Below are 21,407 nucleotides of genomic sequence, written 5' to 3'. Positions count from 1 at the left end.
ACAGGGGAACCGCCATGAACAATCCACGCCACAATATCCGCGAAGTCCGCGCGCCCCGCGGCAACGACCTCAATGCCAAGAGCTGGATGACCGAAGCGCCGCTGCGCATGCTGATGAACAATCTCGACCCCGATGTCGCCGAAAATCCGAACGAGCTCGTCGTTTATGGCGGCATCGGCCGCGCCGCCCGCACCTGGGAGGATTTCGACCGCATCGTCGCGACGCTGAAGACGCTGACGGAAGAAGAAACGCTGGTGGTGCAATCCGGCAAGCCGGTCGGCGTGTTCCGCACTCACAAGGATGCGCCGCGGGTGCTGATCGCCAATTCCAACCTCGTGCCGCATTGGGCGACCTGGGATCATTTCAACGAGCTGGATAAGAAGGGCCTTGCCATGTACGGCCAGATGACGGCCGGCTCGTGGATCTATATCGGCACCCAGGGCATCGTGCAGGGCACCTACGAGACCTTCGTCGAGGCCGGCCGCCAGCACTACGGCGGCAATCTCAAGGGCAAATGGATCCTGACCGGCGGGCTCGGCGGCATGGGCGGCGCCCAGCCGCTCGCCGCCGTCATGGCCGGCGCCTGCTGCCTTGCCGTCGAATGCAATCCCGACTCGATCGATTTCCGCCTGCGTACCCGCTATGTCGACGCCAAGGCCGAGACGCTCGACGAAGCACTTGAGATGATCGACCGCTGGACCAAGGCCGGCGAGGCGAAATCCGTCGGCCTGCTCGGTAATGCCGCCGAAATCCTGCCGGAGATGGTCCGCCGCGGCATCCGCCCCGATATCGTCACCGACCAGACCTCGGCCCACGACCCGATCAACGGCTACCTGCCGAAGGGCTGGACGATGGGTGAGTGGAAGGCAAAGCGCGAAAGCGATCCGAAGGCTGTGGAAAAAGCCGCACGCGCCTCGATGCGCGAGCATGTCGAGGCGATGATCGCCTTCTGGAACGCCGGCGTGCCGACCCTCGATTATGGCAACAATATCCGCCAGGTCGCCAAGGACGAAGGCCTCGAAAACGCCTTCGCCTTTCCGGGCTTCGTGCCGGCCTATATCCGCCCGCTGTTTTGCCGCGGCATCGGCCCCTTCCGCTGGGCGGCCCTTTCCGGCGATCCGGAGGATATCTACAAGACCGATGCCAAGGTGAAGGAGCTGTTGCCTGACAACAAGCATCTGCATCATTGGCTCGACATGGCCAGGGAGCGCATCGCCTTCCAGGGCCTGCCGGCACGCATCTGCTGGGTGGGATTGGGCGACCGTCACAAGCTCGGCCTCGCCTTCAACGAAATGGTGAGAACAGGCGAACTCTCCGCCCCGATCGTCATCGGGCGCGACCATCTGGACTCCGGCTCCGTCGCCTCGCCGAACCGCGAGACCGAAGCGATGAAGGACGGCTCCGACGCCGTATCCGACTGGCCGCTGCTCAACGCCCTGCTCAACACGGCGTCGGGTGCGACCTGGGTGTCGCTGCATCACGGCGGCGGCGTCGGCATGGGCTTCTCGCAGCATTCCGGCATGGTCATTTGCGCCGATGGCACGGACGATGCCGCAAGACGCCTCGAGCGCGTGCTCTGGAACGACCCGGCGACCGGCGTCATGCGCCACGCCGATGCCGGCTACGAGATCGCCATCGACTGCGCCAAGGAAAAGGGCCTGCGCCTGCCCGGCATTCTCGGGAACTGAACCCGGTGAGGATCCTGCGCGCCGGCGATCACAAACGCATGCCCTGGAAAAACGGCAAGGGAGAGACGGTGGAGATCGCCGTCTTTCCACCGGACGCTTCGATCAACGACTTCGACTGGCGCATCAGCATGGCGACGGTCGCAGAAGACGGCCCGTTTTCGATCTTCCCCGGTATCGACCGCACGCTGGCGATCCTTGATGGCAACGGCATGGTGCTCGATGTGGAAGGCAGTTCGCCCGTGCTGCTGACAACGGCAAGCGATCCGCTGGCCTTCCCGGCGGATATCCCTGTCGCCGCCAGGCTCGAGGACGGAGCGATCACCGATCTCAACGTCATGACGCGCCGTGACGGGCTCGCCCATACGCTGATCCGCATCGACGTCGATGGCAGCAAGACCGTGCCGCTTTCGCCCGCGACATGCCTGTTGCTTTGCCATCGCGGCGCACTCTCATTCCGGCGGGACGGCGAGACCGGCGCGCTTGCGGCCGGCGATGCGCTGCTGGTCGAGGCCACGACTGCTACCGCGCTGGAAATCGATGGCGAAGCCAGATGTTATCTCGCTTCGATCACCACAGGCTGATCTTCGAACAACGAATTGAAAACATTAAGCAATCGAGGATTTGGCGAAGAATGTGCATAAACCATCGCCATCTCGGGCCATGGACGTCATTCCTCGTTTCGGTCTAAACTTTGCCCTTCTGATGCAGAAGAAGACCTAGACTGCCCGCGACGTGCCGGGGAGCAAGGGAGCAGGCGTGACGGATCCATACGATATTCTCGGCGTTGAACGCGATGCGGACGAGGCGCAACTGAAGGCCGCCTATCGGCGCCTGGCGAAGGTTGCCCACCCTGATTCAGGTGGTGATTCGGAAGCCTTTGCCAATCTGCAGAAAGCCTATGGGCTGCTTCTCGATCCGGTCCGGCGCAAGGTCTACGACGATACCGGCTATGACGTCGAATTCGCCGATGCGGCCGAATTGCAGGCGCTCGTGATGATCGAGAAACTCGTCACCGACGCGGTGCTCGACGAACGCGCACCCGGAAGTTTCGATCCCGTCGCCGTCATGCAGGACAGCCTTTCCGAAGAACTGCGAAAGGCACGTTTCAGCAAGAGCGAGTTGGAGCGCCACGCCTCGCGAATCGGCCTGCATCTGGAGCGGCTCGAAAAACAATCCGGCCGCGACGTGCTTGCCCACATGTTCCGCGCCCGCATCGAAGCGATCTCCAAGGCGGTCTCGGAAACCGAGGCGAAGATCAAGGCGACGGAACGCGCCGCCGACATGATCTCCGGCTATGTCTACGACATCGATCCGCCGCCGCTGCCGGATGACGCGGTCACCAGCATCGAATGGGCCGAGCCCTCAAGAAACCGCTCCACCGGCTGACGGCGGACGACGCCACCTTCTCAATAGGACAGCTTCGGATACCAGTCCGCCGGCCGGCCTTCAGGCGTCGAATCGATGACGGTCCAGAGCGGCATCAGGTCTGGTGCGCCGCGCGGATCCTCGCCGGGGTCGGCCGTCACCTCGCCCATCTCCTGGCTCCAGAAATGGCGGATGCTGCCGTCGCGGCGCGTGAAGACGTTGAAGGCAGCGTCATCGCCGCCACCCCTGCCGATCGCGTGATAATCGCGGCTATAGTCGCCCGTCGTGTCGGAATAAAGCGGCAGGTGGTGCCAGCCGCGTTCCTTCTTGAAGGCGAGCAGCCTGCCGATCGGCGAAAGTGCGACGACGGCCAAGGCCGCGCGCTGCTGGATGTCGGGCACCTCGCCGTCCCAGGCCGACAGCAACGAGGTGCACATCGGGCATGGACGCTCGCGTTCCGGGCCGAACATGTAGCTGTAGACGATCAGCGTCTCCTTGTCGGCGAAGAGTTCGCTGAAGGATATCGGCCCATCGCTGCCTTCGAAGCGGTAGTCTTTCGTGACCTCGCCGCCTGGCGGCAACGCCCGGCGCTGTACCGCCACGCGCTCGATGTGCCGACGCAATTCGATCTCTTCGGCCAGCAGCGCGTCGCGGGCAATGCGATATTCCTCACTCTCATTGGGAAACCGGACGCCGTTCTTGGCCGCAAGCACAGCGGCGGGGACCAGATGCTGATTATCCATGACAATAGCTCCTTCTGTTGCCTGAGAACGTGCTGAAGCCACGACCGCGGTGCCAGCACATCATGACAAGGACGATCGGCTGAGGCGAAAATCGACAGAGCCGACGGAAAATATTCGCTCCTTGGCCGGCTCAGCGCCCGGATCGCCAAAGCCAAAGCAGATCAAGATCGAGCGTTCCGAAATGCGGGCCATCGAACCAGCTGATGGTCAGCATCGGGCCCTTCCGAGGGGACGCCGCCGGTTGCACTGCCATCCGCCGTTCCAGGTTGCTGTTGACGTTGACGTTGACGTTGACGTTGACGTTGGCAGCGATCATGCGTTGGAACATGCAATAGGGTCTATTGGTACAAAGGTGTCATAGGCGGAAAATCTCCGCAATAAGGGAGCAACTGCCACATCGCCCTAAACGTCCTGATACTCAATCGACAGGCTACTCGCCAAGGAACGAATATCAGCATCGCAGGCAGCCTCCGCCACGGGTCGGCTCGAGACTGGGTCAAGAACGCCGGCTGGCACACGATCGCCGAATACCACGATGGCAAAGTCCGGGCCAAATTGGGCCGAGCTGTAATAGATGCCCTGAGCTTTTGGACAGGTCGCATGGATGCTCTCCGCCCAGGCTCGCGTCGCAGGATACGTGCTTCGCGGCCCGGCCAGGAGGGCATTCTGGTTGACGCCGATCTTGCGCTGTCCGGTATTGGTGAGGTCAACGAGATTGAGGGCCGCCGTAGTTCTGACGATGCTGTGACCGTAAGCCTTGAAATCGGCGGGAAAGACGATCTGGAAGGTCGGCAGCCCTGTCTTCGGATCGATGGGCAGCGTATCGGGGCAACGCAGGATGATCTCGCAAGAGGCGCACTCGAATGTCTGCGCCGCGTAGATAGTCGGAATGATGGCCCCACTCACATCGTGAATGGGCGAAAAACGGGCATCGCCTGCAGCCGTGGGATTGAACTGCTCAGCCTTGAACACCAAAGGATGAATGCGATGCAGTTCTGTGCCCTTGTCGAGCGGGACATAGGCTTCCTTCCCGACCCGCATCGTGGACGGATCGGGAATCGTCAGATCGAAGCGCATCAACCATGCTCCGCGGGCACGACCTCGCGTTTGAATGCCTCAATCACTTCTGCGTCTTCCGCACCAAGTTTTTCGGCAGGTGCGGTCTCGAAATCGAGATGCGGCCGCGTCAGCCAGTGTAGCAGGCGAAAATCGCTCCATGTCTCTGGTTTCAGCGCAATCAATTTTGCCATAGTCGGAAAGATGCGGCGTCCCTCGACGTCGAACTGAAACAACGGGTAAGAGACACGGCCGTCGATCGTGAAGCGCAGGATTTCTCGCTTTTCCTCCTTGCGCTTCATCGTTGCGGAAGGATTCGTTCCCGACAGGCCGAGCAACTCGCATGCTTGCGGCTGATCGACCATCGAGGTGCTGGCGAGAATCTTTTCCTGCAGCCGCGCGCGGTTGAGCGCTTTTTGCAATTCGGAGTCTGTGCCTTTCGCCAGGCTTTCGCGAAGCATGACCCGATAAGCGTCGACCACCTTGCCGATTTCACCGGAGAAACGGTTGCTGAACACATCGACAAAGGCTGCTTCCATGGCTTCTCGAAGGGCACGTGGCACCTTTTCCCGGATCTGCTTAGGCTTGGCCTGTGCCGTGATCGCCACATCGGATTCGACTATCGCACGCCATTTGTCGATGTCGGCTGGATCGGCATCGATCGAGACGTTAACATGAATCGAACCTGCCGTCAGAGCGGATACAGTAATGTCGCGAGACGTATAGAGCATGTGCCTGTCCACTCGCGGTTCATGCGGCTTCCTTCGATTCTCAGAGTGGCGCAAAGGTGTCGCAACCATCAGGGTTGTCCTATTCTTGATACCTATTTTCCTTCATATAGCAAATATATCGCGACATTGCGAGTCTCATCGCACTCGCATTCTGCGAGCCGTTCGCCTCGCGCGCACCGTTCGGCCGCGGCCGGTCCGGTCCGTAGGCCTGGATGACCATGTCGAACGCGGCCTGCTGCCTTTCCAGCGATACGATCTGGACCCGCAGCTCCTCGATAACGGTGTCGATCTCGGCCCGCTTCCTGGGATCCAAGGGGAGATTGGGCTGGGCGGGATCGCGGCGCCGACGGGGCCGGCCGCGGACGGGCGCATCGCTTTCGTGCAGCAACGGCTTCGAAGACTTGCGTGGCGGCTTTGTCATCGCACCATGACATCAGCGGCGCCTAAAAAAGCAATTGACCCAGATTGATTATTGACTCGTCTCCCGATGCGAACATAATAAGAACATCGGCGAGGGCGGCCGCCAATCTGAGAATAATATATGGAGAACGGATATGCGAGAGCAGCCGATCAGCGAAGCTGTGCCCCTACGCTGGTATAGCGACCTTCTTGAGGATGCTGATTTTTATCGTGGCCAAGAGCACGAGATCAGCAAAGAAAGGGCTATCCCCGCGCTCGTGAAAGCGGTTGCGGGTAGTAAGGAAGTTCGGTTCTTCGTCGTCCATCTACTCGATCCCGATACGCTCAAGCGAGCACTTATCGAGATCGTGCTCGATCCCATGGCTGGCGAGGCGGTAGGTGTCGCAAGCACGGAGACCGATGTCGTTGGATGGGTGGATGACGATGGTCTGAAGCAACCGGTTTTGCGGGACGTTTGGACCGACCCGATTAGATTTCGATCCGCACCGGACTTCGAATTGGCGCTCGACCACTACCTTGCCATTCTGCAGGAGCGAGGAGATTTGTGATGCTCGCACCTGTTGTGGAAGAAGCGTTGCCGGCTGATGGGCTGCCTGCCGAGCGGGATATCGAAGCTGTCCTCGCCTATCACGATGCAGACGCGCGAGCAGCGATCGGCACGCTCCTCGAGGATGTCCGTCACCTCCGCCGGCAGCTTGCGCTGACCGAAGGCGCCATGAGCCGTGGCATGACGCGCGGCTGGCGACCGGGCTACGATCGAGACTGATGGACGCGAAGCTCATGCTTGACCATCCCAAACCAAAGACCGTGTCTTTCGAAGCGGCTTTCAGGGATTGGTGGTGGTCACAACCGCAGTCTTTCAGGGATAGCATCGGTCTGTCTGCTGCGCGCGCTTGTTTTCGAGGAGGTTACACAGCAGGCAAGCAAACGACCGAACGGCGCTTCGTGTTCAAGGCCGGACGCCTGCGCATCACCGTCTGGGCAACCGGCGTCGTGGAAGCCAAGAAGAAGGCCGAAGCCGAGGCTGATTTCCGTGCGACCAAAAAGGGGTGGCCGATCCCGAAAGCGGGCTGGCAACTCCAGGAGGAAAGATGAGCGACACCGACAGACGGCCGCTGATGGAAGCGCCGCAAATGTATGTCCACTATTGCGAAGAAAAGGAATGTGAGGAGTGGGGCGGCTGGGGCAACAGCCCCTCCCCGGCCGTGGCGACCCGCTGGTGGTGCTTCGAGCATTTCCCATACAAATCATACGAGCAGGAACAGGCACTCAGGCGGAAGCTAGCGGCGGCCGAGCGTGGAGATATCGTTCAACGATTGCTGGGCGGATCATCTGCGCGTCTTTAACCGTCGGCGACGGCGACACGGTGAAATGCAACGGGCAGAACATGCGGTTGCTGGGGGAAGGTGTTCCCTTCGTCTCTGGCATCGACACGCCGGAGATAGGATCGCACGCGAGGTGCAAGAAGGAACGGAAGCTGGCACTTGTCGCCAGAGAGAGGCTAAGGAACTGCTGGCCGAGCGCGGCCTGAAAATGATGTTCAGCGGCATGGACCTGCGCATGCGGCGGAACGAGAGGGCCGTGTCACGAAGCAGCCCGCATTTCACCGGCGGCGGAAACTCAGTGAACGGTGATCACCGAAATGCCAGCTTCGTCGGCGGCACGGATAAGCGCTGCTCGCGCGTCCTGAGCCGGAATTTCCCCATGAATTGCATTTCGGCATGCCCTGATCGCTATGAGATATTCTTCTCCATCGTCGATCGGCCAACTGGCCGTCAGCATCTCGGCAGCCTGAAAAAGGGTCGCGACAAGCTTGTATTTTTCCGACCCGCTTACGACGAGCATCAGAGGGGCAAACTCTGCGGATGTGTGCCATTTCATGACTTTAGGTCTCCCACGGTAAATATATTAGTAACCGTGCAAGAACTGTTCCATAATCTTCGCTGGCATGCCGAAGCTCGTTTCGCAGGCCGCATCATGAAAAGGAGACCATTTCTTAAAGGCGCTTCAGTCGCCTCAGCATCGCCAGCGTCAGCTTGGGCACCTGGTGGCAGGGAAACGCTCGCCAGCCTCATTACCCGCCATGCTGATGCCACCAAGGCCGCCGACATGTTCGCGAGGAAGTCGAATGCCGCGAATTATTCCGGAACGCCGACATCATCGATGCTTCATCCCAGAATGACTGCGATTGCCTGGCGGACCAGCACCAGCGCTGCTACGTCGCCACGTTTCACCATCATCAAAACCGGCACTGATATCTCGATCGGCGAGCCAGGCATGGAGCCGCCGATACCATATTGCTTGCAGGATCCTCGGATCGTCTTGTTCGTCTCTCCGCAAGAGCGCAGGCTTTTTTGATGTTTCTACCCTTGCCCTTCCTGATCAAAGAGTCGGCCATGGCCCGAGACCGTCGGCGGCGATCAGTTCGCTGCTCGAGAAAAGCATCTCGTTCACGGCACCGCCTCTTGAATAATCGGAAGGACACGCGAGTTTTCCCGGTCAGCAGGGAGGAAATCATGTCCGTACCGAACGAGCCTATCGTTCCGCCGCCAGCGCCGCCGATCGGCAATCCCGAACCTGAGCGAGATCCTGGGGAGACGCCGCCGCCTGATGGCCCCGAGCCAGACGACGGCGACGATCCGATGACGCAAGCTCACGCCCAGGAGGCCCAACGGAGCCCGACTTGGGGACTGCTGTGCCGCGGCGTTCAAGTGCATGCTGCTGACTGAGATCATGCGACGTTTTCTTTCTGATGGGAGTGAGCTCCCGTCCTTGGGCAGATCCGCTTGATAATTGCTGGTCCATGCTAAATCGCCCGCCATCCAGCCTGCGAACTGGGATGACCACAACGGCTTCATCCCCTCGGGACGGGACCCTACTCGTAATAATCAACTCAATACTTATAAACAGGAGTGGCTTATAAATAGGCCGTAAAACGGCGTTATGGTCTATTAATAGCCCGAACTGGCTTTTTTGGTTTGACTATTAGGCAAATATTCAAGACACTATGATCTATAAATAGGCCACAAAGACATTTTGTGGTTCATTAATGGATCAATGGTGATTTCATGCCCAAGCCCGTATCACGCGCTTACTCACATTATAGCCGAGACGCCCTGCTAGCGTTCAGCCAGTTAATCAGGCGCGCCCGGATCGAGCGCAAACTCACCACGCAGGAGCTGGCGGACCGCGCCGGCATCTCCCGCGGCCTGTTGCAGCGGATCGAAAAGGGCGACCCTGCCTGCGCCATCGGAGCCTTCTTCGAGGTGGCCGCCATTGTGGGGGTGCGCCTGTTCAACGCCGACCATGCAACGCTTGCAACAGCGATATCGGCAAACAACGCGACGCTTGCGCTTCTTCCGAAGTCCGTTCGCCCGTCCTCCAGGCAGGTGAAGGATGACTTCTAAGGCTGAGAACAACGAAGCTTTCGTCTGGGTATGGCTACCCGGAAGCACTGAGCCAGTCGTCGCCGGTCGTCTTGAGCGTAGCGGCAGCCAGTTGATCTTCAACTACGGCCGCAGCTATCTGGGCCGCAACGACGCTATTTCCCTTTACGAGCCTGAGCTGCCCCTCCAGGCCGGGGCATTACCGTTGCCTGCAGGGCTTTCCATGCCCAGCTCATTGCGGGATGCCGCGCCCGATGCCTGGGGCCGCCGCGTCATCATCAACCGTCAGCTGGGCCGAAAGGGCAATGAGATCGATCCCGCCGATCTTGACGAACTGACCTACCTGCTGGAGTCCGGCTCGGATCGCATCGGGGCGCTCGATTTTCAGAGGTCAGCGACGAAGTACGTGGCCCGTCAGGCCACCACGGCGTCGCTCGCCCTTCTTGCCGACGCGGCGCGCCACGTCGAAGAGGGCGTACCCCTCCCGGCCGATCTGGACGTTGCGTTAATGCACGGCAGCTCCATTGGGGGCGCACGACCCAAAGCCATGATCGAGGAGGGCGATTCTAAGTATATTGTCAAATTCTCCTCACAGAGCGACGTCTACAGCGTCGTCAAAGCCGAATTCATCGCTATGCGACTTGCAGCCCTGGCCGGTATCAATGCGGCACCGGTTCGCATGGAGAAGGCGGGAACCAAGGAAGTCCTGCTCATCCGCCGGTTCGACCGCGACAAGGTGGCTGGCGGGTGGCATCGCCGGGCCATGGTCTCTGCACTGACGCTGCAGGGCCTTGATGAAATGATGGCGCGCTATGCCAGCTACGAAGAGCTGGCCTCGATTATCCGTCACCGGTTCGACGCACCCAAAGCGACCTTGCGCGAACTCTACGCCCGGCTGGTCTTCAATATCCTGTGCGGCAATACGGACGACCACGCCCGCAACCACGCTGCATTCTGGAACGGTCAACGCCTTGTGCTGACTCCCGCTTTTGACATCTGCCCGCAGGCGCGGAATGGCAGGGAGGCAACGCAGGCCATGCTTGTCGTTGAGGAGCAGCGCGTAAGCCAAATAGCTCTCTGCATTGAAGCTGCACCCGTATTCCTGTTATCGGCCGGGGATGCCGAGGCCATTGCCGCCCGGCAAATCGCCACCATCCGCGATCATTGGGATGCCACGTGCACGGAAGCCCGGCTTTCACCTGTAGACAAGAAACTGTTCTGGCGACGCCAGTTCCTCAATCCCTACGCCTTCGAGGGCGCGCCCGCCGCGTTGCGGGCGCTAGTTGAGTGATCGAGCAGCCCGGATCGCGGCTCCTTCAATTGGATATTGACTGAGAGCCTCAGCGGTGCCGGACCTCCGTTCAAAGGTAAGCTCGCGAAAAGAACACCGCGGTCGTCAAAAAGGCGACCGCGAGGGTTAGCAACCGGACGACCGATGATGGCAGACGACGTCCAATATGCGCTCCGATCCATCCGCCGATAACGGCTCCGATGGTCATGGGAATGCACTCCTGCCATACGATTGCCCCGGCAAGTACGAAGACGACGACGGCGACCGCGTTGGCAGCGGTTACCATCACCATTCTTGTCGGATTCAGGCTCTTGATGTCCCCGCCCCCGAGCGCGCTCCACGCCGCAAGCATCATGAGACCCACCGCGCCGCCAAAATAGCCGCCATAAAGACCGAGAAAGAACTGAACCGTTGCGAACGCCAGAACACTCGGACGTGCCTGCGTCTGCAACTGGGCGCTGAGCCTCGGACCTGCAGCGAGCATCAATGTCGCCACCAGCAAAAGCCATGGCAGGATACCATCGAAAATCCTCGATGGGGTTAGCAGCAATAGAATGCTTCCGGCCACACCACCCGTCACCGTCACGATAGCAATGGGCATCACATTGACGCCGCACACACTCCTAACCCCGTCACGATAGACCCACGAGCTCGCCATACCGCCGGGAAACAAGGCTAAGGTGCTTGTCGCGTTTGCGGCTACCGACGGCACTCCGACCGATATCAGCGCAGGCAGGGATACGAACGACCCGCCGCCCGCCAACGCATTCATGCTGCCTGCCAACAGGCCAGCAAGGAAAAGAAGCATGATATCGTCCATGTTCAGGTCGCCTTGGCACCCAAGCCTGAGTCCGGCCGAGCCTCTTGTCCAATACCGCGGTCACATCGCCGCACGACGTTGTGCATCCAGAAGAGTCCGCCCCACGACCACGATCCGCCGTCGTCAAGGAAACGCAAGTGAGAGCCATTCATCCGATCACCATGAGCGTAACCGATGCTATTCCGAGGAGGACGCCAACCCCCTGATGCCAGCCGAGCCGCTCGTCGAAAACCAAAACGGCGATCGCGTTGATGGCGATGAGCTGCGCAACCGACGACAACGAAATAGCAAGGGAAAGCCCACTTGTCCGCATGAGAGCGATCATCGAAAGATTGCCTAATGTGTAGAGAACAAGCGCGGTGGCGAGCACCCAAAGGTTCGAGTTGCTCACATATGCGCGCGAAGCGGTCGCCCCCGCCAGGAATAGGCAAACGGCTATGAAGAGGATGGCGGCAACACGCATCGATAAACTCCTGCTGATGCGTTTTGTCTAACGCCGGGCGACCCGTCAGTCCATCAGTGACTATCCTCCGTCCTCGATATCGACGTAGGGCCTAATTGGCGATCAGTCGACTCTACGCCCAGCTCGATGCCTTTCGAGGCGCGGGCTTTCCGAGTGCGTCCTTCAACCAGCACTCTGGCTTTCAAAACATGCCAAACGCCTTGCACGAATTGCCCCGGACATAAGCCGTGAAGCACCTGAGACAGTACCCGGAAGATCCTGCCCGAGTAGCTTGTGAAATCGGACATTATGACGTCAGTCGCCTTGTTGGAGGAGCAGGGGCTCCTCCGCATGTGTACCTTTCCCACCGCCTACTGACTAGCTCAACGAAGCCTCGCTCAAGGCAAAGCCGGCGAAGATTTCCCGGATTGGCGGCACGAAGACGCTCCGAGCCGCATGGTCTTTTCAGAGCCGGGACGCTCTGCCCAGTTGTTGTTCTTCTCGCGTATTTTTTCTGGGACGTGTTCAGCGAGAGCGCTGCCCTTCGGCGGCTGGGGACGACGGCAAAGAACTATCGTTATGCTGAGAGAGCCCACCTGATCGGACTACGTCTCGCGATTTATCAATGACAAAGTAATTCAACCTATGAAGTTGCCCGATGTCGTTGGTCCATTGGTTGGCACTGGAATTGCAACGCTGGTTGCATGTTGGCTGTCTTTTCGCACCCGCTCATGGTCTCGCCGCCAGAGTGACAAGCCAACCACTTGTTGTCTTTTCGGCGCATGCCGTCCGACTGGTACGGGTCGTGGGACCAGGCAATAGCCGCAGGTTATACCCGCGGCTTGAGCACTATGTCTCGTCCGTGGGCAATCAACTATATCGATAGACGCCGACCGATCTTCGAGGGCCTGGGCGGTTCTCCGCCCTCTCGGACAAGCGGAATTGGCTATCGGGGTAGCCACCGTGTTGGCCGCCTGTTCAAGCCCGACTCCAGACCCAACCTACTGTCGGTGAAGCGAGGAAAAGTGCCCCCTACACATCGCAAAGACCATACAGTCGTCAATCTCGTCGAGCGGTACAAGCCGTTGGGGATCATGGCAGTCCGCGCTGCGACTGAGATCAAACCGCAAGTGCCAACACAACACGACCGCCGAACGTCGGCTGAGCAACAAGTTCCAAACCTGTTGCTGGACCACTTTCAAGGAAGCGATTGACGACCACCACCCATGGGGGAACGAAGGTGAGTGCTTCGAAGAATTTTAATGCTGAACTACACGCCCGTCCCTCAATTTACTTCAGCGGGCCTTCGCTGGTTGAGCACGTTGCCGTGATGCCCGCTTCCACGAAAATTCCGGGAATCGCCGAAGTCCGGCCGAAGAGCCTATCTGCTAACGATGGAACACGAGTGCAAGTCGAGCATCACACGGAATTCACGACAGTCACGAAGGTCACGCCGCTCAAGTTGCCACTGCAGGAATGGCCACAAGACACTAATTTCCCGAGGGATTTTGACGTTTCGACTCCGCCGTTTCGACTAATCTGTAGGGTATCCGTTCTAGTCCTTGACGCCCCACCTGAAGATATTTCTCCCGTCCTCAAACAGTACGGGTTTGGCGACACGGCGGCATCTGCCATCGGCGGCGGCGCGGCGCAGGTCTGTTCGGACTTCCTTGTTGGACCCGGTGGGAGCAGCCGCATTCTATTGTTCAACGGCGAACTTAACGCCTATCGCCTGGGACGAATGGTTAGGCGGATCTGCGAAATCGAGACCTATCGATCGATGTCGCTTTTGGGCTTACCGGAAGCTCGACGCCTCGCGCCGGCGCTGAAGGGCTTCGATGAGACGCTGACCGACCTCACGAACCGTCATCTGAACACTCCAGTGGAGGAGCACGAGAAGCTTCTCGACGAGATTTCTACGTTATCCGCACACGTGATCTCCGCAACCGCGGAGACACGAAATCGCTTCGGAGCGACGGCGGCTTACGCCACCATCGTTGAAGAACGCATAGCTGAGCTGCGCGAATCCCATGTCCCCGGCTTCCAGCGGTTTGGCGTCTTCGTTGCGAGAAGGTTCAAGCCGGCTGTTCGTACGTGTTCGGCGACAGCATTGCGGCTGGAACAGCTCTCTCACGCAACGATGCACCTTCTCGACTTGCTTCAAACCCGTATCCAGGTTGGAATCGAGTACCAGAACACGGTCCAGATACGCGCAATGGCAGAACGCGCCGCCGTCCAACTGAAAATCCAGCGCGCAGTGGAAGGGTTTTCGATCATAGCGATTAGCTACTACTTGCTGAGCTTACTGAAGATGACCGCCGAGACGCTGGATCATGCAGGCTTACACCTTGGGCCCTACACGATGCTGGTTTCCATTCCAGTCGTGATCGCGGCAGTCGCGCTGGCAGTGTTTCGGGTGAGGCACGCTCTCAAGTAGCCTGACCCCGCGAACAGTGCCGCCAATTCATGAGCCAACCGAATAACAACTAGCGGAAAACCCGCCTAATGCGGGTGCTATGTCGTTCCTATATCCGTGTCGTCACGATCCAAAAAAGGGGCGGACGGTCACCCCCGACAAACGTCCACTACTGGATGCCCGCGCTTTTGTATCTGAACCCTGAACTACGGCGACACACGAACGATCATCGAGGAGCCCCCTTCCACATGGCGAGATTTCGCAATACGCTGGCCGCCCTTTCGCGTGCGTGGGCCCCACGGCGGAATGAAGTCAACCCCACTCTCCAGATCAGCGAGCCGACGGCTCAATACATCGAAGACGAACTGAGCCGCGAAGAGCTGCGCGGCCTCACCACCATCTTCTGGGGTAGATCGACGGTCCTCGCCATCCTTTCTCTGTGGGCTCTAACCCTGCCCTTCGAGCGCTCAAGCGGCTATCTTTCCGCGCTGCTGGCCTTCGGCGTTCTCGGCGCACTACCCCGCCTCCTTGTGAAGCACGGGCTCCAGCGGAAAATCATCCTAGCCCTGTTTGTCCTACTCGATGTCTCGGTTCTGACGTTTCTACTGATCGTGCCTCCACCGTTCTACGTCGACGACTGGACGCCCCAGATCAATCTGCGCCTGCCAAATTTCCTCTACGTCGGCATCTACCTTGTCAGTATGGCCCTCAGCTACTCGCCGTGGCTGGTGCTGCTTTCGGGTTTAATGGCAGCAATGACCTGGAGCATCGGCTTCGCGTGGGTCGCAACACTTCCAACGTCAGTGCTTTCCAGTTCGAGAAAGACCCTTGATACCGGCATGTCGTCAGAGGCCGTGATCGCGAGCTTTCTCGATCGCAATACCGTCAGCCTCACGATTTGGTACAACCAGGTCCTGTTCATTTTTCTGGTGACAGTGATGCTAACCGTGACCGTCTGGCGATCTCGGCAGTTGGTTAGAAAGCAGGTAGCGGCCGAGAGGGAGCGCTCCAATTTGGCGAGATACTTCTCACCTAATATCGTTGGCGCACTTTCCAACGATCTTTCCGACCTCGACCAGTCCAACACCCAGCACGCAGCCGTCCTATTTGCAGACATGGTTGGTTTCACGGCGATCTCCGAAAAGTCTTCGCCAAATGAGATCATGGTGCTGCTTAGGGCGTTTCACAGCCGTCTTGCGAAAGTGACCTTTCAACATGGAGGCACCGTCGACAAATATATCGGTGACTCGATCATGGTTCACTTCGGCACTCCCGAGCCGCGAGACGACGATCCTGTCCGGGCGTTGGCTTGCGCGGAGGCAATGATCGGCGAGATCGAGAACTGGAACGAGGAACGGACGGCCGAAGGTCTTGAGCCGATCCAGATCGGCATCGGCCTGCACTATGGGGAAGTCGTTGTCGGCAACACCGGTCACACCCGCCGGCTGGAATACACGGTGCTCGGCGACACAGTTAATGTCGCAAGCAGACTTGAGCGTCTTACGAGGGGAACGCCCTCCCATGTGATGGTGAGCAACGACCTCGTGTCGGCGGTCAACTCCCGCGGGGTGGACGCAACAGACGTGATGCCCGGCCTGTACCCTGACACCTCGCGTCGCGTTCGTGGCCGAACTGCTCCAATTGCTGTATGGTGTCGCGCGGCAACAACATGACCATCACGCATGCGTGAAATGTTCAGTGGAGATTTTCAGAAAGAACGGGGTATAATCCTCTTTCCAATATGAGAAGGCTTCATGAATGGCTCGCGAGTCTATAGGTGATTTGAATGCGTTTGCGTTGGTCGCACGGGAGCGAAGTTTTACCCGGGCAGCAGCGAAAGTCGGGGTATCGCAGTCGGCGCTCAGCCACACCATCAGACAACTTGAAGCCAGACTCGGCGTACGCTTGCTGACCCGCACAACTCGAGCCGTTTCGCTCACGGAGGCTGGAGAGCGGCTACTCGACGGCATCGGACCTCATCTGGATGAGATCGACGCCCAGGTTGAGGCCTTGAGTGCTCTTCGTGACAAACCAGCTGGCACCATCCGACTTTCGGCAGCCGACTATGCCATCACCCATGTCCTCTGGCCAAAGCTGAGGAAATTCCTGCCCCAGTATCCCGACATCAAGGTCGAACTAATCCTCGACAACGGCCTGACGGACATTGTTAACGAGCGATACGATGCTGGCGTTCGTATGGGAGAGCATCTTGCGAAAGATATGATCTCCGCGCGGATCGGACCGGACTTCAGCTTGGCGGTTGTTGGTTCGCCCTCCTACTTCAAGGAGCATGGCATTCCGTCGCACCCAAAGGACCTAGTGGGGCACACCTGCATCAACTTCCGGCTTCCAAGCTCGGGCGGTCTCTACGTCTGGGAGTTCGAGGAAAACGGGCAGGAAATCAAGATACGGGTGGATGGGCAGCTCGCATTCAATAACATTTTCAACGCGCTTGAGGCTGCGCTTGACGGCTTCGGTATGGCTTACATCCCGCTGGAGATCGTGCAGCCTCTCGTTAATGAGCGAAAGCTTGAGCACGTTCTTCAAGAGTTTTCACCCCCGTGGGACGGCTACTACCTCTACTATCCAAGCCGTCGCCAATCCTCTCCGGCATTCGCGGCATTGCTCGATGCATTGCGGCATCGAGCTTGACGCCCATCGTCCATCTAAGCTCCCCTGATAGAGGGCGAGTTCCTTAGGCCCGCCCATCTCCAAATTGCCATGAGCGAATGGGTGATAATCGCGGGCACAGTGAAAACCGCGAGCCAGTGTCCGAAGAACGGTGCGACGGAAGCAGTAAAATCCCAGAAATCCAGACTGTAATTGAACGTCAGCTTCGTCCACACACCAAGGGTCTGAAAGCTTGCGAGCCCTTGCAGAAGGAAGGCAGCCCCCAGCGCGAGAAATATGGCCCGCAGTACGGGGTTCGCGGATCTGAGACCCAAGAGGTTCAGCAGGCTGGCCCGCAAACGCTCCCAATGGAGCCCCACGTGGATACCGGTAACGATCATGACCCAATAGGCCGAGAACCAATGTATTTCTCTTAGGTAGATGGAACCCGGGATAGGCAGCCAGGCAAAGACCGACTTGGATATGACCACGCTCGTGATCAGCAAACCCGCCATGTTCACAATCAGGCTAATATGCAAGACGACGCGGACCACTCGCCTGGCGTCGTACTTGCCACGCGTCAGGTTCCTGAACCAGGCCCGATTGACGTAGATGTGCCAACAGAGCAAGCCAAAGAGCACGGTGCCGAAGACCTCATGGGGAACGTTATCCAGCCACCAGTAGGCGAGCGAGAAAAGCAACAACACGAGCATCAGCGACGGCAGCATCACTCGCAGCAAAAGGAAGCTTTTTACCATGGGGATTAAAGCGCCTCTGTGCGTGATCACTTAAACGAAAGCGCGTCTGTGAAGGTGAACATGAACTGGCGATCCTCGCGCGAGCGGTGGCACGAGTAGCACTGCGCTACATTTTCGTCGGCCTTGATGGACTTGTCAGGCCAGAACCATTGGTAAGCCCAGTCCGAAGAGCCTACGCCCATCTTCTGCGCGACGAGGTAGCGGTGCAGCACGTCACTCTGGTAGTCGACCAGAACCATGTGCGTCCCTGCTGCTACTGGCTGACCAGCCTTAATCGCGGCGAGAGCCTCAGGGTTTGTGAGCATGTGTTCACGCGTCACGCCACGCCGCACCGTCGTATAGTGCACAAGCTGGTCCAAAGGGGGAAATGTGACGGCGTTTTCCGCTGCGGTAGCTGGCGTGATTTCATTGATGGCGGGGCCAGAAAAATAGCCTGCCGCGAAAACAACTGAACCGACGGCGACAGCACAGGCCAAGCCCGCAAAGGTCTTACGTGGCATTCAATAAATCCTTTCGTTGTCGGTCCTCCCCACCGAACGAGATCAAGACGTCAATACCGCTTGCTCCGGTGCGATCCGGAGACGGTCAGACAACAGATAGCAAAGACAACAGGCCAGGATCAGAGCCCGCAACCGTTTGACGTTATGAGGTTATTTCATCAATCGGCAGATGATTTCGGACAGCTCGCGGGAGACGGAGAGCGAACAGATTACTTTCGAACGCTCATCGAATAAGCCAGCCGCCGTCCGCCGTATAAACTGACCCGTGGACAAAACTCGCCTCATCGCCGGCGAGGAAGATTGCAACGTTCGCGATCCCAGATGCTTTTGCCATCCTGCCGGCAGGCGCTTGCCGAATTCGCTGCATGACCGTCGAGTCGGGATCGGCGTCCAACCCGGCGGTAACGCCACCGCGAACCGCAACGCAATCGCGCGCCCAATTCCCGACGCTGCACCTGTCACCACAGCCCGCTTTCCGTGCAGTCGCTGTCGCTGTCGATAATGGACAGGGGCTTCAAGCGATCCTACCTCCATACGATCCTCTTCCTGAAATGACCGTTAGCTGGCAAGCGCCGCGGGATGCATATCGCATTCGTTCGAAGTCCAAGTGGAATAAAGACAGTTGGCGTGTCCGCGGCATTGCCCGACACGCCATTCAAAGGTCAGCCGTCGAGCTTGATGTTCAACGAACGGATCAGGGGTTGCCAGGTGGCTTTGTCGCTCTCCCATCGACGAGACATGCTTTCGGGATCGCTTGGAGGCATATCAAGGCCCAGCTCAGCGTACCGGGTCTTCACCAACGGGTCCTGCAACGCCTTGCGAAGTGCCTCGGACAAAGTTGCGACCACGTCGTCTGGCGTGGCCTTAGGCACGATCAGCGAGTGCCACGCCCCTGCGGAGAAGCCCGGCACGCCCTGCTCAGCCATCGTCGGAACATCCGGAAGTACCGTGAGACGTCTTTCAGAGAAAACCGCAATCGCCCGGATTTTCCCATCCTTGATCTGAGAATTGGCCGTCGTGTAATCGATCACGATACTGTCAACGATACCGGCCAAGACGTCGTTCAGCGCGGGGGCCATGCCCTTATACGCAACGTGTTTGAGATGCACGTTCGCGTCGCGGGCAAGACGCTCCATCGCAAGGTGCAGCGGCGTCCCGATACCGGGGCTGGCGTAGAGAAGCGGCTCCGGCGCGCCCTTTGCCTTTTCCAGGTATTCCGCGGCCGTTTTGATCGGCGAGCTGCTGGGAACGCAAAGCAACAGGTTGATGCCGGCGTACATGCCCACTGGCCTGAAGTCGCGGTCAGGGTCGTACTGGATTTTGGGATAGACCACCGGATTGATGATCAGCGTCCCATTATCGGCGCTTCCCACGGTATAGCCGTCCGCGGGGGAGCTGGCCAATGCCGCCGCCCCAACGGAGCTGCCCGCACCTGGGCGATTGTCGACGACGATCGGCTTCCCCAGCGCTTCTGACATCGGATGGCCAACCAGGCGAGCGACGGTGTCCGTAGCGCCACCCGGTGGAAAGCCGACGATCCACTTGACGGGTTTGTCTGGATAAGCGGCCCATGCTGGGCCCGACACAGCAAGGGTTGCGGCCGTTGCTGCTCCGGTCATCAAGAACCGGCGTCGTGTAATTTCAAAGCTTGGCATGCTACTCTCCTCCCATTGAGATACATGGCTGTTTCGACATCCGGGGACGTGTCCGCCGCCCCCGGGAGAAACCCGTGTCGCGGGCTATGCGGACTTTCGGTGTGCGACATCGATGTTGGAAACGGCAGCCGCGACGATCTCCCTGACGTCAGGAATGCTTTCGAGCGCCTTCAGCGAGTTGCAAAGTTCGGCAATCCTGTCGGTCGACAGCGGCGAGACTGCGGCTCGCGCGCACGAACCAAACTTCTGGAAGAGTTCCTCCCAGGTCATCGGCAATTCGACCGAACCCGGCACTCTCGACCCCAGACGGGAGACATGGGTCCCGTCTCCGAGAACCACTTCGATCTTTCCGTCGGGCAGTTTTGAGGTCCAGTTATAGCTGCTGTCCGGCACCGGAACGACTTTCCGTGCCAACGCGAGAACAGTTTGGTCTTTCAGCGCTTCGCTCGTGAAGTCCCCGACGTCCATCTGCCCCTTCACCAGTGCAAGGGCGACAAGGAAAGGAAGGCTGAACTTCGCGTCGACAAGCGTGTTCGGAACCTGCCGCTCCGCCAGTGGGGAACACATCCTCTGCTGGAAGTCGCCGACATAGACTTTCACCTCTGCAACCTGATCCAAGTCGACGCTGTTTTCCTTCATCAACTCGATTGCCGCGTGAATGTAGGTATGAGCGTTCCCGACGGCCGGCCAATATTTGTAGGTCATCCCTCCACTGAGGAATTCCTTGCCAAGGTTGGCGACCATCTTTTCGCGATCGTATTCGCCCTTGAAATAGACCTTGAAGACGCCGGCTTCGCCCTCAAACAGATTGCGTATGCCGGTCATTCCCCGTGCCGCAAGCCTGACGGCGTTCACGCTGGCTTGTGAGCTGAACCCGGCATACATGCCTCTGAGGTCGCTCCCGAGCCCGAAAATCTGCTCCATCGTGCCGCTGGACTGCAGGCTGGCGATCCCGAGCGCATTGGCGAGCTGTGTCGGGTCGAGCTTGAAGATCGAGCCGCCCGCCGCGGTCGCCGAGAAGCAGCCGACGACAGTCGAGAGGTTCCAGTCCATATGCCAGCCGACATTGCAGCGAAGGCGAATAAAAATCTCCTGGCCGATGGCGACTGCGGTAATCAGTTCTTCCCCGGTCACACCCTCGCGCAGTTCCGTCAATGCGAGCACCGTCGGAATGATCGAGCTGTCGGCGTGCGCTCCCCATGGCGTCTGACTGTCAAAGTCGAGGCCGTGCGCGAGCGCGCCATTGGCGAAAGCCGCAGCACCCGCCGGAACGCGGTCGCCGTATCCCAGAATGGTCGCCTCGCCCTTGCCGCCGCTCTCCTGCACCAGTTCGACAATGGGTCTGACCGCAGGTTCCATGCCACTCGCAGCAAGCATCACCCCGATCGTATCCAGGACACTTTTCTTCGCGGCTTCGACCGCTGCCGGCGGCAGATCGGCGAACCTGGTGTTTGCCGCGAATTCGGCAAGCTCCTGTGAAAGGTCGGCAGTGATGGTCATTTCAAAGTCATCCTCGTTTTGATTTC

General features: G+C 59.1%; 25 protein-coding genes and 1 pseudogene. 13 read left to right on the top strand and 13 right to left on the bottom strand.

The window, feature by feature from the left end; all coding sequences use genetic code 11:
• Positions 1-14 precede the first annotated feature (14 nt).
• The 3 genes from hutU to RL_RS30785 all read left to right on the top strand — a co-directional run bounded on the left by hutU (position 15) and on the right by RL_RS30785 (position 3,074).
• Positions 15-1,688: a urocanate hydratase gene (gene hutU / locus RL_RS30795; RefSeq protein WP_003548647.1), complete on the top strand. Its 1,674-nt coding sequence runs from the start codon at positions 15-17 to the stop codon at positions 1,686-1,688.
• A gap of 5 nt (positions 1,689-1,693) precedes the next feature.
• Positions 1,694-2,269, top strand: a complete 576-nt coding sequence (locus RL_RS30790; protein WP_011654954.1) for a HutD/Ves family protein — start codon at positions 1,694-1,696, stop codon at positions 2,267-2,269.
• Between the two features lie 175 nt (positions 2,270-2,444).
• Positions 2,445-3,074 (top strand): J domain-containing protein, encoded by a 630-nt coding sequence (locus RL_RS30785; protein WP_026160345.1) that lies wholly within the window; start codon positions 2,445-2,447, stop codon positions 3,072-3,074.
• A gap of 20 nt (positions 3,075-3,094) precedes the next feature.
• Here the strand turns inward: RL_RS30785 and RL_RS30780 are convergent, their stop codons facing one another.
• The 5 genes and pseudogenes from RL_RS30780 to RL_RS39490 all read right to left on the bottom strand — a co-directional run.
• Complete coding sequence (locus tag RL_RS30780) at positions 3,095-3,796, bottom strand: DUF899 family protein (protein ID WP_011654952.1); 702 nt, start codon at positions 3,794-3,796, stop codon at positions 3,095-3,097.
• Between the two features lie 130 nt (positions 3,797-3,926).
• Positions 3,927-4,124, bottom strand: coding sequence for a hypothetical protein (locus RL_RS40895; protein WP_041936890.1), 198 nt, complete (start codon positions 4,122-4,124; stop codon positions 3,927-3,929).
• A 74-nt stretch (positions 4,125-4,198) separates the two neighbouring features.
• Positions 4,199-4,873, bottom strand: a complete 675-nt coding sequence (locus RL_RS30770) for an RES family NAD+ phosphorylase (RefSeq protein WP_011654951.1) — start codon at positions 4,871-4,873, stop codon at positions 4,199-4,201.
• Complete coding sequence (locus RL_RS30765) at positions 4,873-5,583, bottom strand: hypothetical protein (RefSeq protein ID WP_041936889.1); 711 nt, start codon at positions 5,581-5,583, stop codon at positions 4,873-4,875. The genes RL_RS30770 and RL_RS30765 overlap by 1 nt, the downstream gene beginning before the upstream one ends.
• Positions 5,584-5,887: 304 nt before the next feature.
• Positions 5,888-6,004, bottom strand: a pseudogene (locus tag RL_RS39490) (ATP-dependent DNA ligase); the annotation flags it as partial.
• A gap of 133 nt (positions 6,005-6,137) precedes the next feature.
• Between RL_RS39490 and RL_RS30755 the strand changes: the two are divergent.
• From RL_RS30755 to RL_RS30740, 4 genes are read left to right on the top strand one after another with little or no spacing between them, the layout of a single operon-like run.
• Entirely contained in the window at positions 6,138-6,551 is a 414-nt protein-coding gene (locus RL_RS30755; protein ID WP_011654949.1) for a hypothetical protein, read from the top strand.
• Positions 6,551-6,769, top strand: a complete 219-nt coding sequence (locus RL_RS30750; RefSeq protein WP_041936887.1) for a hypothetical protein — start codon at positions 6,551-6,553, stop codon at positions 6,767-6,769. The genes RL_RS30755 and RL_RS30750 overlap by 1 nt, the downstream gene beginning before the upstream one ends.
• 14 nt (positions 6,770-6,783) lie before the next feature.
• The gene (locus RL_RS30745) at positions 6,784-7,098 is read left to right on the top strand and encodes a hypothetical protein (RefSeq protein WP_011654948.1); all 315 of its coding nucleotides are present in this window, start codon (positions 6,784-6,786) and stop codon (positions 7,096-7,098) included.
• Between the two features lie 23 nt (positions 7,099-7,121).
• Positions 7,122-7,349, top strand: a complete 228-nt coding sequence (locus RL_RS30740) for a hypothetical protein (RefSeq protein WP_041936964.1) — start codon at positions 7,122-7,124, stop codon at positions 7,347-7,349.
• A 274-nt stretch (positions 7,350-7,623) separates the two neighbouring features.
• Here the strand turns inward: RL_RS30740 and RL_RS30735 are convergent, their stop codons facing one another.
• Positions 7,624-7,884, bottom strand: coding sequence for a DUF982 domain-containing protein (locus RL_RS30735; RefSeq protein ID WP_003548612.1), 261 nt, complete (start codon positions 7,882-7,884; stop codon positions 7,624-7,626).
• A gap of 635 nt (positions 7,885-8,519) precedes the next feature.
• On the opposite strand from RL_RS30735, the gene RL_RS39950 reads away from it, so the two are divergent.
• From RL_RS39950 to RL_RS30715, 3 genes are all read left to right on the top strand, one after another.
• Positions 8,520-8,732, top strand: a complete 213-nt coding sequence (locus RL_RS39950; RefSeq protein ID WP_156925179.1) for a hypothetical protein — start codon at positions 8,520-8,522, stop codon at positions 8,730-8,732.
• Positions 8,733-9,071: 339 nt separating this feature from the next.
• A complete protein-coding gene (locus RL_RS30720) occupies positions 9,072-9,410 on the top strand; it encodes a helix-turn-helix transcriptional regulator (RefSeq protein WP_011654946.1) in 339 nt (112 codons plus the stop codon).
• The gene (locus tag RL_RS30715) at positions 9,400-10,680 is read left to right on the top strand and encodes a type II toxin-antitoxin system HipA family toxin (RefSeq protein WP_041936884.1); all 1,281 of its coding nucleotides are present in this window, start codon (positions 9,400-9,402) and stop codon (positions 10,678-10,680) included. The genes RL_RS30720 and RL_RS30715 overlap by 11 nt, the downstream gene beginning before the upstream one ends.
• A gap of 70 nt (positions 10,681-10,750) precedes the next feature.
• Here RL_RS30715 and RL_RS30710 read toward each other — a convergent pair whose 3' ends face one another.
• Together RL_RS30710 and RL_RS30705 are read right to left on the bottom strand one after the other, a co-directional pair.
• A complete protein-coding gene (locus RL_RS30710) occupies positions 10,751-11,500 on the bottom strand; it encodes a sulfite exporter TauE/SafE family protein (RefSeq protein WP_041936883.1) in 750 nt (249 codons plus the stop codon).
• Positions 11,501-11,648: 148 nt separating this feature from the next.
• The gene (locus tag RL_RS30705) at positions 11,649-11,963 is read right to left on the bottom strand and encodes an EamA family transporter (protein ID WP_011654943.1); all 315 of its coding nucleotides are present in this window, start codon (positions 11,961-11,963) and stop codon (positions 11,649-11,651) included.
• 1,189 nt (positions 11,964-13,152) lie between these two features.
• Between RL_RS30705 and RL_RS30695 the strand changes: the two genes are divergently transcribed.
• The 3 genes from RL_RS30695 to RL_RS30685 all read left to right on the top strand — a co-directional run bounded on the left by RL_RS30695 (position 13,153) and on the right by RL_RS30685 (position 17,010).
• Complete coding sequence (locus tag RL_RS30695; RefSeq protein ID WP_011654939.1) at positions 13,153-14,379, top strand: DUF3422 domain-containing protein; 1,227 nt, start codon at positions 13,153-13,155, stop codon at positions 14,377-14,379.
• A gap of 227 nt (positions 14,380-14,606) precedes the next feature.
• Positions 14,607-16,031 carry an adenylate/guanylate cyclase domain-containing protein gene (locus tag RL_RS30690; RefSeq protein ID WP_041936882.1) on the top strand — a complete coding sequence of 475 codons (1,425 nt, stop codon included), beginning with the start codon at positions 14,607-14,609 and terminating at the stop codon, positions 16,029-16,031.
• A gap of 85 nt (positions 16,032-16,116) precedes the next feature.
• Positions 16,117-17,010: a LysR family transcriptional regulator gene (locus RL_RS30685; protein WP_011654937.1), complete on the top strand. Its 894-nt coding sequence runs from the start codon at positions 16,117-16,119 to the stop codon at positions 17,008-17,010.
• Between the two features lie 14 nt (positions 17,011-17,024).
• Here the strand turns inward: RL_RS30685 and RL_RS30680 are convergent, their stop codons facing one another.
• The 5 genes from RL_RS30680 to RL_RS30665 all read right to left on the bottom strand — a co-directional run bounded on the left by RL_RS30680 (position 17,025) and on the right by RL_RS30665 (position 21,381).
• Positions 17,025-17,726 (bottom strand): DUF4405 domain-containing protein, encoded by a 702-nt coding sequence (locus RL_RS30680; RefSeq protein WP_041936881.1) that lies wholly within the window; start codon positions 17,724-17,726, stop codon positions 17,025-17,027.
• A 26-nt stretch (positions 17,727-17,752) separates the two neighbouring features.
• The gene (locus tag RL_RS30675) at positions 17,753-18,226 is read right to left on the bottom strand and encodes a cytochrome P460 family protein (protein ID WP_011654935.1); all 474 of its coding nucleotides are present in this window, start codon (positions 18,224-18,226) and stop codon (positions 17,753-17,755) included.
• A 223-nt stretch (positions 18,227-18,449) separates the two neighbouring features.
• Positions 18,450-18,560, bottom strand: coding sequence for a hypothetical protein (locus tag RL_RS38580; protein WP_233939089.1), 111 nt, complete (start codon positions 18,558-18,560; stop codon positions 18,450-18,452).
• Between the two features lie 328 nt (positions 18,561-18,888).
• Positions 18,889-19,881, bottom strand: coding sequence for a Bug family tripartite tricarboxylate transporter substrate binding protein (locus tag RL_RS30670; protein ID WP_011654933.1), 993 nt, complete (start codon positions 19,879-19,881; stop codon positions 18,889-18,891).
• A gap of 84 nt (positions 19,882-19,965) precedes the next feature.
• Positions 19,966-21,381, bottom strand: a complete 1,416-nt coding sequence (locus tag RL_RS30665; protein ID WP_011654932.1) for an MmgE/PrpD family protein — start codon at positions 21,379-21,381, stop codon at positions 19,966-19,968.
• Positions 21,382-21,407 lie beyond the last annotated feature (26 nt).

It is taken from the genome of Rhizobium johnstonii 3841 (genome assembly GCF_000009265.1).
GTDB classification, from domain to species: Bacteria; Pseudomonadota; Alphaproteobacteria; order Rhizobiales; family Rhizobiaceae; genus Rhizobium; species Rhizobium acaciae.
The sequence above is the reverse complement of the archived record's forward strand: the minus strand, read 5'-3'. Positions and strand labels throughout refer to the sequence as shown.

What these genes read in the sequence shown, in the direction of transcription:
- hutU (WP_003548647.1), top strand. Translation starts at nt 15, where the DNA reads ATGAACAATCCACGCCACAATATCCGCGAAGTCCGCGCGCCCCGCGGC.
- RL_RS30780 (WP_011654952.1), bottom strand. Translation starts at nt 3,796, where the DNA reads ATGGATAATCAGCATCTGGTCCCCGCCGCTGTGCTTGCGGCCAAGAAC.
- RL_RS40895 (WP_041936890.1), bottom strand. Translation starts at nt 4,124, where the DNA reads ATGTTCCAACGCATGATCGCTGCCAACGTCAACGTCAACGTCAACGTC.
- RL_RS30770 (WP_011654951.1), bottom strand. Translation starts at nt 4,873, where the DNA reads ATGCGCTTCGATCTGACGATTCCCGATCCGTCCACGATGCGGGTCGGG.
- RL_RS30765 (WP_041936889.1), bottom strand. Translation starts at nt 5,583, where the DNA reads ATGCTCTATACGTCTCGCGACATTACTGTATCCGCTCTGACGGCAGGT.
- RL_RS30755 (WP_011654949.1), top strand. Translation starts at nt 6,138, where the DNA reads ATGCGAGAGCAGCCGATCAGCGAAGCTGTGCCCCTACGCTGGTATAGC.
- RL_RS30750 (WP_041936887.1), top strand. Translation starts at nt 6,551, where the DNA reads ATGCTCGCACCTGTTGTGGAAGAAGCGTTGCCGGCTGATGGGCTGCCT.
- RL_RS30745 (WP_011654948.1), top strand. Translation starts at nt 6,784, where the DNA reads ATGCTTGACCATCCCAAACCAAAGACCGTGTCTTTCGAAGCGGCTTTC.
- RL_RS30740 (WP_041936964.1), top strand. Translation starts at nt 7,122, where the DNA reads ATGGAAGCGCCGCAAATGTATGTCCACTATTGCGAAGAAAAGGAATGT.
- RL_RS30735 (WP_003548612.1), bottom strand. Translation starts at nt 7,884, where the DNA reads ATGAAATGGCACACATCCGCAGAGTTTGCCCCTCTGATGCTCGTCGTA.
- RL_RS39950 (WP_156925179.1), top strand. Translation starts at nt 8,520, where the DNA reads ATGTCCGTACCGAACGAGCCTATCGTTCCGCCGCCAGCGCCGCCGATC.
- RL_RS30720 (WP_011654946.1), top strand. Translation starts at nt 9,072, where the DNA reads ATGCCCAAGCCCGTATCACGCGCTTACTCACATTATAGCCGAGACGCC.
- RL_RS30715 (WP_041936884.1), top strand. Translation starts at nt 9,400, where the DNA reads ATGACTTCTAAGGCTGAGAACAACGAAGCTTTCGTCTGGGTATGGCTA.
- RL_RS30710 (WP_041936883.1), bottom strand. Translation starts at nt 11,500, where the DNA reads ATGGACGATATCATGCTTCTTTTCCTTGCTGGCCTGTTGGCAGGCAGC.
- RL_RS30705 (WP_011654943.1), bottom strand. Translation starts at nt 11,963, where the DNA reads ATGCGTGTTGCCGCCATCCTCTTCATAGCCGTTTGCCTATTCCTGGCG.
- RL_RS30690 (WP_041936882.1), top strand. Translation starts at nt 14,607, where the DNA reads ATGGCGAGATTTCGCAATACGCTGGCCGCCCTTTCGCGTGCGTGGGCC.
- RL_RS30685 (WP_011654937.1), top strand. Translation starts at nt 16,117, where the DNA reads ATGGCTCGCGAGTCTATAGGTGATTTGAATGCGTTTGCGTTGGTCGCA.
- RL_RS30680 (WP_041936881.1), bottom strand. Translation starts at nt 17,726, where the DNA reads ATGGTAAAAAGCTTCCTTTTGCTGCGAGTGATGCTGCCGTCGCTGATG.
- RL_RS30675 (WP_011654935.1), bottom strand. Translation starts at nt 18,226, where the DNA reads ATGCCACGTAAGACCTTTGCGGGCTTGGCCTGTGCTGTCGCCGTCGGT.
- RL_RS38580 (WP_233939089.1), bottom strand. Translation starts at nt 18,560, where the DNA reads ATGGCAAAAGCATCTGGGATCGCGAACGTTGCAATCTTCCTCGCCGGC.
- RL_RS30670 (WP_011654933.1), bottom strand. Translation starts at nt 19,881, where the DNA reads ATGCCAAGCTTTGAAATTACACGACGCCGGTTCTTGATGACCGGAGCA.
- RL_RS30665 (WP_011654932.1), bottom strand. Translation starts at nt 21,381, where the DNA reads ATGACCATCACTGCCGACCTTTCACAGGAGCTTGCCGAATTCGCGGCA.